Source organism: Curtobacterium pusillum, assembly GCF_007680845.1.
Lineage (GTDB): Bacteria > Actinomycetota > Actinomycetes > Actinomycetales > Microbacteriaceae > Curtobacterium > Curtobacterium pusillum_B.
In genome coordinates, this window is sequence record NZ_VEIY01000002.1 from 103,401 (window position 1) to 117,861 (window position 14,461).

Annotated in this window: 8 protein-coding genes; 6 read left to right on the forward strand and 2 right to left on the reverse strand. The window is 68.8% G+C overall.

Annotation, left to right across the window (positions count from 1 at the left end; all coding sequences use genetic code 11):
• Window positions 1–775 precede the first annotated feature (775 nt).
• Both FS825_RS04845 and FS825_RS04850 read right to left on the reverse strand, forming a co-directional pair.
• The gene (locus tag FS825_RS04845; protein ID WP_144711368.1) at window positions 776–6,154 is read right to left on the reverse strand and encodes a DUF6531 domain-containing protein; all 5,379 of its coding nucleotides are present in this window, start codon (window positions 6,152–6,154) and stop codon (window positions 776–778) included.
• 106 nt (window positions 6,155–6,260) lie between these two features.
• A complete protein-coding gene (locus tag FS825_RS04850) occupies window positions 6,261–6,542 on the reverse strand; it encodes a hypothetical protein (RefSeq protein WP_058740961.1) in 282 nt (93 codons plus the stop codon).
• A 229-nt stretch (window positions 6,543–6,771) separates the two neighbouring features.
• On the opposite strand from FS825_RS04850, the gene FS825_RS04855 reads away from it, so the two are divergent.
• The 6 genes from FS825_RS04855 to pstB all read left to right on the forward strand — a co-directional run bounded on the left by FS825_RS04855 (window position 6,772) and on the right by pstB (window position 14,274).
• On the forward strand, window positions 6,772–8,937 hold the full coding sequence (locus FS825_RS04855; RefSeq protein ID WP_144711369.1) for an RNA degradosome polyphosphate kinase: 2,166 nt from the start codon (window positions 6,772–6,774) through the stop codon (window positions 8,935–8,937).
• Complete coding sequence (locus FS825_RS04860) at window positions 8,934–9,881, forward strand: NUDIX hydrolase (RefSeq protein WP_260981022.1); 948 nt, start codon at window positions 8,934–8,936, stop codon at window positions 9,879–9,881. The genes FS825_RS04855 and FS825_RS04860 overlap by 4 nt, the downstream gene beginning before the upstream one ends.
• Window positions 9,882–10,149: 268 nt before the next feature.
• A complete protein-coding gene (locus FS825_RS04865) occupies window positions 10,150–11,259 on the forward strand; it encodes a phosphate ABC transporter substrate-binding protein PstS (RefSeq protein ID WP_144711371.1) in 1,110 nt (369 codons plus the stop codon).
• 152 nt (window positions 11,260–11,411) lie between these two features.
• A complete protein-coding gene (pstC, locus tag FS825_RS04870; RefSeq protein ID WP_144711372.1) occupies window positions 11,412–12,359 on the forward strand; it encodes a phosphate ABC transporter permease subunit PstC in 948 nt (315 codons plus the stop codon).
• A 13-nt stretch (window positions 12,360–12,372) separates the two neighbouring features.
• A complete protein-coding gene (pstA, locus tag FS825_RS04875) occupies window positions 12,373–13,458 on the forward strand; it encodes a phosphate ABC transporter permease PstA (RefSeq protein WP_144711373.1) in 1,086 nt (361 codons plus the stop codon).
• Between the two features lie 36 nt (window positions 13,459–13,494).
• Complete coding sequence (pstB, locus tag FS825_RS04880) at window positions 13,495–14,274, forward strand: phosphate ABC transporter ATP-binding protein PstB (RefSeq protein ID WP_144711374.1); 780 nt, start codon at window positions 13,495–13,497, stop codon at window positions 14,272–14,274.
• Window positions 14,275–14,461: the final 187 nt, after the last annotated feature.

The window sequence follows — 14,461 nt, forward strand, 5'->3', positions numbered from 1 at the left end:
TTACGTCTCGGTCGCGAAGTCGATCTCGATGTCGATGTTGATTTCGTCACTCGTTGTGCACCTCTGCTGTAACGGCGCTTGTCCGCTTTCGAAAACTGCACTGACACAGGACCCCCAGAGAATGCGTTCGGGGAACAGAGGCGAGACGTCGGCCGCTGCCGATGCGCTCCTCGAGAGGCCGCTTTGGCGGCTTCTCCCTCGTGCGCCCGATAACTATGCCTTCATCGTGATTCGCTCGAGAAGAGCAGAGGTCCCGGTGTCCGAGCGCCCAGTACCGACCGAAAAAATTGGACGTTTCAGTCACTCATGGACGCGGTCATAGCTGAATGCAACTGGCGCCACCTTGAATACCTGTAGCGCCGAGCGCAGACCGTATGAGCCTTGGCCGACAGAGAAGTGATACTCCTCGCCAACAGATACTTCATCCGCGAGGCGCCTCATATTCGAGCGAGAAACTCCGTCCTGGAAAAGAAGAGTGCCGCAATCAGTTCGAAAGACCACTTGCGACTCTGAGCCACCAGCCCCCTTGAGAGATCGCGAGGATGCAATGCTTGGCTTCGCTGAGTCAACTCGGCAAGATAAGTCCATCCGATGCTCGCGGTCATAAGACACCAATACGGAAGGGCCGATTCCGAACACCAAAACCGGCAGCCCAACGACTGCGAAAAGCACGACGATCGCGAGCACTCTCTCTCTGAGGATTCGCGCCTTGCTTTTCCGAACGTTCCGCCGTGGGGGTGCCTTCGAGCTCGGTGTTGTTGACATCACTGCGACACTACCCTCTGTGCGCCGCAGTCGGGCTGTGGACATCCGGACCCTCGCCCCCGCCGATGAACCCGCTCCAGAATGTGCGAGTCATGTTATCCGCCGAGTACGGGTCGCCACCGGGACGAGCAGCCTCGTTGGCCATCGAACCAAGCCCGCCTCCGATCGAGTCGACGCCCTTCGACACAACGAAGCGAACGCTTTGGACGGCAGTCGAGATTCGATCAACGTCAACGTGAGCGCCCCCACCGTCCAGATTGAGCTTCGATGCGACCCATCCCCCAACCTTGGGTGAAGCTGCGCTAGACAATGCACTGAAGCCGACTCCGGTGGCGGTTCCGACTCCGGCGGCCCTCCAGTATCCTGCTGCGTCACCCTTCCAGCCGGTCTTCACGCCGTAATCCGCCACGTTGCTTCCGGCGGTCTGCAGTCCACTCGATATGGCACTTTGTCCGGCTTTCCCCAGGATGCGCGAACCGCCCACTTTGGCCATCCAGCCCACGGCTGAACGCCCGAGAGCAGGAACTGCCTTCGACAGGCCAAAGGACGCAGCGCCGCCCACCGCTGCGGATGCACCACCAATCAGCGTATCGATGCCAACTGCACCCCAGTCGACTTTTCCATTCTTTTTCTTGTTCGACTGGATGGACATACCGCCGGCTAGTGCCGCACCCCCACCGATCATGAGTCCGAGCGCCACCGCCGGACCGATGGGTGTACACAGCGCTGCGACGGTGGCGAGCACTCCGAGGCCGACCGCGATGCCGGAGATGACATCGGCGTGCTCGTCCGCGAAGTCGCGGAGTTTGTCGAACACCCCCTGATGCGCATCCCGGTACGCCTGCAGGTCAGCATCCGTCGCAGGCCGCAGCCCCAGCGGATCGACAGCCTGCAACGGATCGTTCCCCGCGTACGAGTACGGGTTCCCGGCCCACCCCGCCCCGAGTACCGGCGCGAGCGGGTCCACGGACAGGAAGCCCCTGGCAGCCGGGTCGTACACCCGCGCCCCGAGCCACTCGAGCCCGCCGATCGAGACACCACCGGTCGCGGTGAGCCCCACGCCCGCCGGCAGGCCCACCCCGGTCACCCCGGCGAGCACCGCCCACGGGTCCAACGCACCGGTCGCCCGCGCGTCACGCCACCCCTGCGTCGCCCACTCCGACCCGACGGCGGTGACGCCCCCGGGTAGGTCGAGCACGCTCGTCCCCGCGATCGACACGAGGGTCGGGACCGCAGCAGCGGTGTCCCACCACGCGTCGACACCGTCGACCTCGGCGAGCTCGCCGAGCGCGTCCGCCCACACGTCGATCCGCCCGGTCTCGCCGTAGGTGGCGTCACGCGTGAACACACCGGCCAGGTAGCCCAGCGCGGACCACGCGTACTCGGTCGTGGAGCCGTCGGGTTCGGTCCGGCGGACCCGGCGACCGAGGCCGTCGTGCACGTACTCGGTCCGCTGGCCGTCCCGGACCGAGGCGGTGAGCTGCCCGGCGACGTCGTACTCGTACCCGGTCGTCACGCCGGCGACGGTCTCGGAGACCAACCGGCCGGCCACGTCGTACTCCCACGTGGAGTCTCCGGCCCGCACGAGCTGTCCGGCATCGTCGTAGCCGTACTCGACGCGACCGTCGGCAGCGTCGATCGCGGTGATCCGCCCGCCGCTGTCTCGCTCGATCCGCGTCACCGAAGCACCGTCGAGGGTCGTGGTCGTGTGCGCCACCAGGGCGCCGTCCTCGTAGGACCACGCCTGCACGAGGTCCCCGGTCGCGGACTGCACGATGCGCCCGGCGGCGTCGTACGCGAAGGCACCGGCGCCGAGCCCGTCGCGCTCGACCGCGGTCACCCGTCCGGCAGCATCGCGCCGGAACGCGGTGCGTGCACCGTCAGGGTCGATGCGGGCCGTGCGGTTCCCGTCGGCGTCGTACTCCCACCCGATCGCGGCCTGTCCGCGACTGCGGCGGACCAGGAGCCCCCGGCGGTCGTGGTGGAGTTCGTGCTCGACGCTGCGACCGGCGCCGCGGGTGTGGTCGGCGACGACGAGGTTCCGCCCGAGTGCGTCCCGCCGCAGCTCGAACTGGACGGCGCCGTCGACCGCGACCTGCTCCTGACGTCCGGCCGCGTCGTAGGACCACGAGGTCGTCCGGCCGTCCGGATCGGTCTGGCGCGTCTGCCGGCCGGCCGCGTCGTACTCGGCGGTCGTCGTGCGGCCGAGCGGGTCCGTCACGCTGGTGACGCGGTCCGCGTCGTCGTACGTCCGGACGGTCACGCCGCCGGCGGGGTCGGTGACGGTGGTGAGCCGGCCTCGCTCGTCGTGGGTGAAGGAGGTGACCCCGCCGAGACCGTTGACGGTCTCGATGAGCTGGTTAGCGAGGTCGTAGCGGAACCGACGACGGCCGTACCGTGCGTCGTGGGCCGAGACGAGCCTCCCGGCTGTGTCGTAGCGGAACCGGCTGGTGCCGGCACCCGACGTCGACTGCGCGACCACCCGGCCGACCGGGTCGTACGTGACCTGCTCGACGTCACCGGTGGGCAGGGTCCGTCGGACGACGCGCGAGTCCGCGTCGTAGGTGAGCGTGGTGCGCGCGCCCGTCGGGTCGGTCGCCGCCGCCGGGCGACCGCAGACGTCGTACTCGTAGGTCGTCCGCGCCCCGGACGGCGTGGTGAGCGTCACCACCCGGCCGGCGAGGTCGCGCTCGATCCGCGTCAGCCCGCCCTCGCCGTCGACGAGTTCCACGGGGCGCCCCGCGGCGTCGTAGGTGATCAGCTCGGAGCCCGCGTCGTCGCTGGTCGACTCGACCGGCCGACCATAGGCGTCGAACCGGACGGTCACCGTGTCGAATGCGTCGCGCAGCGACGCGACGCCGGTCTGCACGTCCTCCGCGAAGTCCCGCCGGACACCGGTCGGGTCGACCACGGCGGAGAGCCGTCCGTTGACGTCGTACTCACGCCGCCACGTCGCGCCCGTCGGGTCGCTGACGGCCTGGAGGCGCGACAACGCGTCGTGCGCGAACGTCCAGTCCGCGCCACCCGGCATCTCGAGCCGTGCGAGGTTGGCCTGGTCGTCGTACCTCTGCGTCGTGGTCCGACCCAGCGGGTCGGTCACCGTGCGGAGCTCACCGTTCGGCGCGTACGTGTACTCGGTGCGCGCGCCGAGGGGGTCGACGACGGCGCTGATCCGGCCACCGGCGGTGTGCTCGAACCGCCACTGGGCACCGTCGGCGTCCTGGCGGGACACCAGCAGCCCCGCTGCGTCGTAGCGGTACTCGGTCCGGGCACCGGTCGGGCTGACGGCAGCGATCGGGCGTCCGGCTCCGTCCCGTTCGATCCGCGCCGTGTCGCCGAGCGCGTTCGTCGTGGCGATCAGCTCGCCGAACGCGTCGTACTCGAGGTCGATGCTGACGCCGGTCGGGTCGACCACACGCCGCAGGAGCCCCGCGTCCCAGGTCAGCTCGGTCCGGCCGCCGACCGGGTCGATGACCACCGACGGATCGCGGTCGTCGCCGACGTACTCGTACGCGACGACGGCGCCGGCGTCCGTGACGACTGTCGTGACGCGGTCCTGCTCGTCGTACCCGTACGTGAAGTCGCCACCCGAGGGCGTGACCGTGCGGGTCTTCCGCCCGCGCTCGTCGTACGCGTGGACGGTGACGGACCGGTCGCGCTCGGTCACGGAGACCAGGTTGCCGTGGGCGTCGTAGCTCATCGACTGCCGCTGGTCGTCGGAGTCGACGACCCCGACGAGGCGCCCCTTCGCGTCTGCGATGTACGTGTCCGACCGCGAACCGTCCGGGTCGGACACGACCGTCACGCGGCCGGGAAGGTACGCGAACCGCACGGTCCGGCCGTGCGGGCTGACCTGCTGCGCCACCCGCCGAGCGTCGTCGTAGGTGTTGTCCACCTCGACGACACCCGCGGCGTCCGTGACGGTGACGACCAGGTCGTCGTCGTTCCAGCCGTACGTCCGGGTGCCCACCGCGTCCGTGACGGACACGAGTCGGCCGCGGTCGTCGTAGCCGTACTCCACGCGGCGGCCGTCCGAGCCTCGGAGCACGGCGACGCGATCGGCCACGTACTCGACGTCGACGGATCGGCCACGCTCGTGGCGCACCCGCACGATCAGGTCGTGGTCGTCCCGCTCGACGGTGACCGCCGTGCCGGGTCCGCTCGTCGACCCGACCCAGGTGCCCGAACGGGTGAAGGTGAGTCGTCCGCCGTCGTTGTCGCGCACGACTAGCAGGTCGCCCTCGGCCGTGAGCCAGCGGTTCTCGCCGACACCGCGGGCCCAGCCCTCGCCGTCCCGGGGGAACCGGATCTGTCGGCCGTCCGCGCCGACGAACGAGGCGCCCTCGTCATCGAGCTCGAGCCGGGTCTCGAGGACCGAGGCCCAGCCCGGCCCGAACAGCCCGACGTGCTCGTCGAGCGAGTTGTACATGCGGGTGACCTGCAGTGAGGCCGATGCACCCGAGAAGCCGAGGTCGAGCTCGGGCTCGAGGAAGTTGCCCGTGGTGGTGTTGACCGGGTCCATCGAGAAGCCCGTGGTCGGCTGCGCCCCGTAGGCGGTCGGCGGGTCGAACTGCAGGTCCTTCCGGCTCTGCGAGACGCCTGCAGCCGCGAGTGCTGCCCCGAGCGCCGAGTCCGACACTGTCGAGACGTTCCCCTCGCCACCGGCGGCAGCGAAGGCGTCGGCGATCGTGGTCGCCCACGTCACGTCCTGGTCGTTCGCGGTCAGCCACTGCTGGAACGCCGTCACGACGCTGCCCGCGTCGATGTGGGCCCATGAGCACCGCGTGTTGAAGTCCGCGAGCTTGCCGCTCAGGACGCCGGGCTTGCCGTCGAGCGCCTGGTTCAGGGCGGACGACCCGGTCGCGAAGGTCCGCAGGTCGGCCGGCCGCGCAGAGGACGTGCCGCCGCCACCGCCACCGCCACCGCCCGAGCCCGGGGCCGGTGTCCGTCGTGGCCGTGCGGTCACGCTCGGCGGATCGAACGACGGCGGCTTCGTGTTCTCGACCTGCGGCATCGGGTCGTAGTGGAAGGTGTCGTTCCAGAAGTCCTGGAAGCCGTTCCGCTCGTCCTCGCGCTCCTGCCACTCGCGGGCCTTCTTGCGGTTCGCGCGTTCGGTCGCGGCGGCGTCCTTCATCTTGTCGACCCACCCCGCGACGGTGCGGAGCGTGTCGGCGATCTTCCCGGCGTCCGCCGAGGCGGTGGCCGCGTTCTCGGTGAAGAGCTGCGAGAAGTGGCCGCGGAACTCCTGCGACGCGGTGGACACGTACGACTGCCGTGACCCCGCCTGCCCGCTGATCGCATCGGCCGCGGAGGTCAACGCACTCTTCAGCGCGTCGGCCGTCCCGTTGTCGAACGCGATCGGATCCGTGTTCGCGTGGATCTGGGCCATGGTCGTTCCCCCCGGAGGTGCTGCTGTGGTTCGTGATCGTGCGGTCCGCCCCGGACCGCGCACGCCCGGGCCGCCGGTGTGCGGCGGCCCGGGCGGTGGACCGTGGCTACGCGCCGCCACCCGCGGTGAAGATGTCCTGCGAGATCTTGTCCAGCTGGGTCCGGAGCTGCTCGAGCTCCGTCTTCGCCTTGTCCAGCGCGGCCTTGGTCTCCGGCCAGGTGGAACCGCGGAACGTCGACGCGAGCGGGCCGTCCCACACGTTCGAGTCGGACAGGATCCGGCCCTGTGCGTCGAGCTGCGAGATCTGGTCGGTGAACCCACCGTTCACGATGGACTGGATCTGACGGATGGCCGACTTCGCCTGTTCGGTCGAAAGCACACGCGACATGGTGAACCTCTTTCATTCGTAGCTGCACCCCCGCGCAGTGGAATTCCCCCCGGAGGCTCTGACGCGGCCCACCATACCCACTTTCCACCCTAGATGTCACCGTACGTATATCGTGACGATTCCTCCCCCCGAACGAGGGGCGCCGTTCCGCGGTCGGTGTTCACCGCGGGTTTCCACAGCGTCCACCCCGGTCCCTCCGACCGCAGGGGCCGGGTGGCAGGATGTGGGCATGGACACCGAACCGCAGCTCGACGGCGACTCCGTCGCACCGGACCTCGACGACTTCGACGAGGTCGTCGAGATCGAGCACGAGTCGCTGCCCACCGACCGCTACTTCGACCGTGAGCTCAGCTGGCTCCGGTTCAACCAGCGCGTGCTCGAGCTCGGTGAGGACCGCACGCAGCCACTCCTCGAACGCGCGAACTTCCTGGCGATCTTCGCGTCCAACCTCGACGAGTTCTTCATGGTCCGGGTCGCCGGACTGAAGCGCCGCATCGACACCGGGATCGCCGTGCCGACCAACGTCGGCCGTGCCCCGTCCGACGTGCTGCGGGACATCGCGAAGAAGGCCCACGAGCTGCAGGACCGTCACGCCCAGGCGTTCATCGGCTCGCTGAAGCCCGACCTCGACGCCGCGGGCATCCACATCGAGCACTGGTCCGACCTCGACGAAGCCGACCGGCTCCGGATGCGCGAGTACTTCAACGAGCGCATCTTCCCGGTGCTCATGCCGCTCGCGGTCGACCCGGCGCACCCGTTCCCCTACATCTCGGGGCTCTCGATCAACCTCGCGGTCCGCGTCCGCAACCCGAAGTCGCAGCGGCAGGAGTTCGCGCGCCTCAAGGTGCCGCAGAACTTCTCCCGGCTCATCCAACTGCCGGACGACAACTCGGGGCGCATGCGCTTCATCCCGCTCGAAGACCTCATCGCGAACCACCTCGACGACCTCTTCCCGGGGATGGAGGTCCTCGAGCACCACGTGTTCCGGGTCACCCGCAACGAAGACGTCGAGATCGAGGAGGACGAGGCCGAGAACCTCATCCAGGCGCTCGAGCGCGAACTGCTCCGTCGGCGCTTCGGTCCGCCGATCCGGCTCGAGATCACCGAGGACATGGACCCGGTGACCCTCGACCTGCTCGTCCGCGAACTCGACATCACCGAGCAGGAGGTCTTCCGGCTGCCGTCGCCGCTCGACCTCGGCTGCCTGTTCGAGATCTCGAAGATCAACCGCCCGGACCTGCACTACCCGAAGCACGTGCCGACGACCCCGGTCCAGTTCCAGCCGGGCGAACCGAACGCCAAGCCCGACCTCTTCCGCGCGATCGCGGCGAAGGACGTCCTCGTCCACCACCCCTACGAGTCCTTCGCGACCAGCGTGCAGGCGTTCCTCGAGCAGGCAGCGGCCGACCCGAACGTCCTCGCGATCAAGCAGACGCTGTACCGGACCTCCGGCGACAGCCCCATCGTCGAAGCCCTCATCGACGCCGCGGCCGCCGGCAAGCAGGTGCTCGCGCTGGTGGAGATCAAGGCGCGGTTCGACGAACAGAACAACATCACGTGGGCGCGCAAGCTCGAGAAGGCCGGCGTGCACGTGGTCTACGGCCTCGTCGGCCTGAAGACGCACTCGAAGCTCGTGCTGGTCATCCGCCAGGAAGGCGGCACGCTCAAGCACTACAGCCACATCGGCACGGGCAACTACAACCCGAAGACCTCGCGCATCTACGAGGACATGGGCCTGTTCACGTCGGACGACACGGTGGGCAAGGACCTGACGCGCCTGTTCAACGAGCTGTCCGGGTACGCGATCGAGAAGAAGTTCAAGCGGCTGCTCGTGGCGCCGCTGCACCTCCGGAAGGGCCTGCTCAAGCGGATCCAGACCGAGGCCGACAACGCCCGCGTCGGCAAGCCCTCCGGCATCCGCATCAAGGTCAACTCGATGGTCGACGAGCAGATCATCGACGCGCTCTACCTGGCGAGCCAGGCCGGCGTGCCGATCGACGTCTGGGTGCGTGGCATCTGCTCGCTGAAGCCCGGCATGGAAGGCGTCAGCGACACCATCCGCGTGCGCAGCGTCGTCGGCCGCTACCTCGAGCACTCCCGCGCGTTCGCCTTCCACAACGAGGGCGACCCGGCCGTCTTCATCGGTTCGGCGGACATGATGCACCGCAACCTCGACCGTCGGGTCGAAGCGCTCGTGCGTCTGTCCGACCCGGCGCACGTGAACGAGGTCGAGGAGATGTTCGACCTGGCGATGGCGGACACCACGAGCTCGTGGCACCTCGAGTCCGACGGCGAATGGACGCGCCGGTCGACCGACGACGACGGCCGACCGCTCGACGACGTGCAGAATGTCCTCATGCGGAAGATCTCGGCGCGGAAGCGCTCCACTCGGTGAGCGGCGGCTCCTCCGGGCCCGTCGTCGCCGCCGGCGCCGTCGTCTGGCGTGAACGCGACGGCGTCCCGCTGGTGCTGCTCATCCACCGCGACCACCACAAGGACGTCTCCTTCCCGAAGGGCAAGGTCGACCCGGGCGAGAGCGTCCCGACGACCGCGGTCCGCGAGATCGAGGAGGAGACCGGGTACCGGGTGCACCTCGGCGCTCCGCTCGGCACGGCCGAGTACGTCCTGCCGAGCGGTCGCGACAAGGTCGTGCACTACTGGTCCGCCCGCGTCCCCTCGAAGGAGTACGAGCGCGCCGGCACGTTCCGCCCCAACGACGAGGTCGCCTCGGTCGAGTGGGTCACGCTCGACGACGCCCGCCACCGGCTGACCTACGACCGCGACGTCGCGATCCTCGACCGGTTCGCCGAACGCGTCGCCGCCGGGGAACACCGCACCTTCGCCCTCATCGCGCTCCGGCACGCGAAGACCGTCCCCGGCTCGGAGTGGGACGGCCCGGACGCGACCCGTCCGCTGCTGCCCGTCGGGCGGTCGCAGGCGAAGGCCGTCGCGTCGCCCGTCGCCGCGTTCGGCCCGAAGAAGATCGTCAGCAGCACCGCCGCCCGCTGCCTCGCGACCGTCGAACCGCTGTCCGACCGGACGCACCTCGGTGTCTCCAGCACGCCCGACATCAGCCAGGACGCCCACGACCGGGGCGCGGCGAACGTGAAGGGCCTGGTCCAGAAGCGCCTCGAGAAGGCGAAGTCGACCGTCCTGTGCTCGCACGGTCCCGTGTTGCCGGACATCATCGCCCGGATCGCCACCGCGACCGCCGACGACAGCGGGAGGTTCGACCTGCGGCGCGCAGCGATGCTCTCGGTCGGGGACTTCGCGGTCATGCACATCGCCGACGGCCGACTGGTGGCCGTCGAGACCCACCGGAACACCATCCCGGCGTAGGCCGACGTCGAGGGACGACCCGCGCCTCCAGGCCGGTCGCCGCATCTCCATGCGTGCGCATGCGCTCGCACGGCGCGGCGTTCCCGATCCTGCACCCGCACGCGCGCCGTCGCACGGCGCCTCGTCCGGGACAACCCCTCGTTCACCTCCCGTTCACCGATGCGCGTCATTGCCGTCACTTCGCGTCCCTACAGTCACTCGCGGGTCAGCACCGGCCCGCGGGACCAGCAGCGGTCCCACCTGCAATGACATTCCCGAAGGGACCCTTGTGAACATCAAGCGAATCGGCACGGTCGCGGCAATCGCGATCGTCGGCGCCGTCGTGCTCTCCTCCTGCGCCTCGAACGAGAACGCAGGCGACGGCGCGTCCGCCACGTCGAGCTCGGGCACGGACTACTCGAAGCTCTCCGGCACGCTGACCGGCTCGGGTTCGTCCGCGCAGCAGACCGCCGAGGCCACCTGGGCCGCCGGCTTCCAGAGCGTCGCCTCCGGCGCCACGGTCAACTACTCGCCCGACGGTTCGGGTGCCGGCCGCAAGAACTTCATCTCGGGCGCCGCGGACTTCGCCGGCTCCGACGCCGCACTCTCCGACGAGGAGCTCTCGGGCTCCTTCAGCCTCTGCGCCGCGGACTCGAAGGCCATCGACATCCCGGTCTACATCTCCCCGATCGCGATCGCCTACAAGGTCGACGGCGTCAAGGACCTCACGCTCGACGCGAAGACCATCGCGGGCATCTTCTCCGGCAAGATCACGAAGTGGAACGACTCGCAGATCGCCGCCCTCAACAAGGACGCGACCCTGCCGGACGCGAACATCACGGTCGTGCACCGCTCGGACGACTCGGGCACCACGCAGAACTTCTCCCAGTACGTGTCGGCGAACGCCGCCGACGTGTGGACCGAGGAGCCGAGCCAGACCTTCCCGTACCAGGTGGGCGACAGCGCCAAGGGCACCTCGGGCGTGGCCTCGGCCATGGCCAGCGCCTCGAACGCGATCACCTACATCGACGACTCCGGCGCGGGCGACCTCGACAAGGCCAAGCTCCTCGTCGGCGACAAGGCCACCGAGATCTCGGCCGACGGCGCCTCGAAGGTCGTCGCGGACTCCGAGGTCGTCTCCGGCCGCGAGGACAACGACCTCGCGATCGACATCAACCGCAAGGACACCGCCGACGGTGCGTGGCCGCTGGTCCTCGTCTCCTACGCGATCGCCTGCCAGGAGTACAAGGACGCCGACAAGGGCAAGCTCGTGAAGGGCTACCTCGACTACGTCGTCTCGAAGGACGCGCAGGACGCCGCCGCGAAGGAGGCCAAGTCGGCCGCCCTCTCGTCCGACCTCGCCGCGAAGGCAGCGAAGGCCGTCGCCTCCATCAAGTAAGGCCCCCTGAGAGCCCGGACGCCGGTCCCCACCCACTCGACCGGCGTCCGGGCCCTCGCCCGTCCACTCCGCCCCCGCTGGCGGAGGAGACGTCGCACCACCGGACACCCCCAACCCGACGCCTCCCCCGGCGTTCCTCCGACAGGAGTCCCATGACGACCGCACCGGCCCAGCCAGGGGCCACCGTCACCCCCAAGCCGAAGCCCGTCGTCCGCATCGGCGACCGGGTGTTCTCCGCCGCCTCGGTCATCGCCGGCGGACTGATCCTCTTCGTGCTCGTCCTCGTCGCCGCCTTCCTGGTCTGGCAGAGCATCCCGGCGTTCAGCGCCAAGGTCGGCGACCTGCCGAACCAGGCCACGAACTTCTGGGACTACGTCGGGCCCCTCGTCTTCGGCACCGTCTGGTCCGCGCTCATCGCGCTCGTGATCGCCGTGCCGCTGTCGCTCGGCATCGCCCTCTTCATCTCGCACTACGCACCGCGCCGGATCGCCCCGGTCCTCGGGTACGTCATCGACCTGCTCGCCGCGGTGCCGTCCGTGGTCTACGGCCTCTGGGGCATCGTCGTCCTCGCGCCGTTCGTGAAGCCGTTCTACGTGTTCCTCAACACCTACCTCGGCTGGTTCCCGCTGTTCTCCGGGCAGGTCTCCGGCACGGGTCGGACGATCCTCACGGCGTCGATCGTCCTCGCGGTGATGGCCATCCCGATCATGACCGCGGTCATGCGCGAGATCTTCCTGCAGGCCCCGCGCCTCAACGAGGAGGCCGCCCTGGCCCTCGGCGCCACCCGGTGGGAGATGATCCGCCTGTCGGTCCTGCCGTTCGCGAAGTCCGGCATCGTGTCCGCGATCATGCTCGGCCTCGGCCGCGCACTCGGTGAGACGATGGCGATCGCACTGGTGCTGTCGGTGTCGACGAACGTCACCTTCCAGATGCTCACCTCGCTGAACCCATCGACGATCGCGGCGAACATCGCGCTGCAGTTCGCCGAGGCGTCCGGCACGGCCCTCAACGCGCTCATCGCGTCGGGTCTGATCCTCTTCGTCATCACCCTGGTCATCAACATGCTCGCCCGGTACATCGTCCGTGCGCGCGTGAGCTGAGAGGTCCGACCCGATGTCCCTCGCCATCCGTCAGTCCGGTGTCGCCGGCAACGTCTACGCCAACGGCAAGCTGCACAAGTCCGTGCCGTGGCTGCTCCTCCTCGGCTCCTGGGTCGCGCTGATCCTGGTGTTCGCCCTGCTCAACGCCGGCGGCGCCGTGAAGGACTTCAACGTCGTCGCGGCCCTCTTCCTCGGCACGGTGCTGTTCGACGTCCTCATCGTGGTGATCTCGCGGATCGTCGAAGGCGGGCGCAAGGCCGTCGACCGGCTCATCACCTCGCTCGTGATCACGGCCTTCGTCATCGCCGTGCTGCCGCTCGTGTCGCTCCTCTACACGGTGCTCGCGGACGGGCTCGCGCGCTTCGACGCGCAGTTCTTCTCGTACTCGATGCGCGGTGTCATCTCCGAGGGCGGTGGCGCGCTGCACGCCCTCATCGGCACGCTCGAGATCACGCTGTTCGCCGCGCTCATCTCGGTGCCGATCGGGCTGCTCACGTCGATCTACCTCGTCGAGTACGGCAAGGGTGCGCTCGCGAAGGGCATCACCTTCTTCGTGGACGTCATGACGGGCATCCCGTCGATCGTCGCCGGTCTGTTCGCCTACTCGTTGTTCGCACTGTTCCTCGGCCCGGGAGCCCGTTTCGGCCTGGTCGGCTCGGTGGCCCTGAGCGTGCTCATGATCCCGATCGTGGTGCGCTCCACCGAAGAGGTCCTGAAGATCGTGCCGATGGAGCTCCGCGAGGCCTCGTACGCGCTCGGCGTCCCGAAGTACCTCACGATCCTCAAGGTCGTGCTCCCCACGTCGCTCGCCGGCATCACCACCGGCGTCATGCTCTCCATCGCCCGCGTCATCGGCGAGACCGCCCCCCTGCTGGTCACGGCCGGCTTCACGGCGAGCATGAACTACGACCTGTTCAAGAACCCGATGATGACGCTGCCGGTGTTCGCGTACACGCAGTACTCGCAGCAGGGCGCCAACCCGGTGCCGTTCGTCGACCGGGCGTGGACCGCGGCGCTGCTGCTCATCCTCATCGTGATGGCGCTCAACCTGCTCGCGCGGTTCATCACCCGCCTCTTCGCCCCCAAGCTCGCGCGCTAGCGCGGTTCGTCCACCCAACCCACGTAAAGGATCCCCGTGTCCAAGCGCATCGAGGTCGACGGCCTCAACGTCTACTACTCGAAGTTCAAGGCGGTCGAGGGCGTCGACATGACGATCGAGCCCCGCACCGTCACCGCGTTCATCGGCCCGTCCGGTTGCGGCAAGTCCACCTTCCTCCGCACGCTCAACCGCATGCACGAGGTCATCCCCGGCGCCTACGTCGAGGGCTCGGTCAAGATCGACGGCGACGACCTCTACGGCGCCGGCGTCGACCCGGTGCTCGTCCGTCGTCAGGTCGGCATGGTCTTCCAGCGGCCGAACCCGTTCCCCACGATGTCCATCAAGGACAACGTGCTCGCCGGCGTGAAGCTCAACAACAAGCGGCTCTCCCGCTCGGAGGCCGACGACGTCGTCGAGCGGTCGCTGCAGGGCGCGAACCTCTGGAACGAGGTCAAGGACCGCCTCGACAAGCCCGGCATGGGCCTGTCCGGCGGGCAGCAGCAGCGCCTCTGCATCGCCCGCGCGATCGCCGTGCAGCCGGACGTGCTCCTCATGGACGAGCCCTGCTCGGCGCTCGACCCGATCTCGACCCTGGCGATCGAGGACCTCATCGAGGAGCTGAAGAAGGAGTACACGATCGTGATCGTGACCCACAACATGCAGCAGGCCTCGCGCATCAGCGACAAGACGGCGTTCTTCAACATCGCCGGCACCGGCCAGCCCGGGCACCTCATCGAGTACGACGACACGGCGATGATGTTCTCGAACCCGTCCGTCCAGGCCACCGAGGACTACGTCTCCGGCCGCTTCGGGTGATCGGGGGCCGCGGGGGCCTCGGCCTGCACACGCCATGCGACACCGCACCCGTCGATCGACGAGTGCGGTGTCGCACTGTGCACCCGCATCGGACACGCTCGCATCTGTCGACAGCGCACCAGTCGATCGACAGGTGGGACGTCGAACGATGCACACGCAGAAGCGCCCGCGCGAACGAACGCGCGGG

What these genes read in the sequence shown, in the direction of transcription:
- FS825_RS04845 (WP_144711368.1), bottom strand. Translation starts at nt 6,154, where the DNA reads ATGGCCCAGATCCACGCGAACACGGATCCGATCGCGTTCGACAACGGG.
- FS825_RS04850 (WP_058740961.1), bottom strand. Translation starts at nt 6,542, where the DNA reads ATGTCGCGTGTGCTTTCGACCGAACAGGCGAAGTCGGCCATCCGTCAG.
- FS825_RS04855 (WP_144711369.1), top strand. Translation starts at nt 6,772, where the DNA reads ATGGACACCGAACCGCAGCTCGACGGCGACTCCGTCGCACCGGACCTC.
- pstC (WP_144711372.1), top strand. Translation starts at nt 11,412, where the DNA reads ATGACGACCGCACCGGCCCAGCCAGGGGCCACCGTCACCCCCAAGCCG.
- pstA (WP_144711373.1), top strand. Translation starts at nt 12,373, where the DNA reads ATGTCCCTCGCCATCCGTCAGTCCGGTGTCGCCGGCAACGTCTACGCC.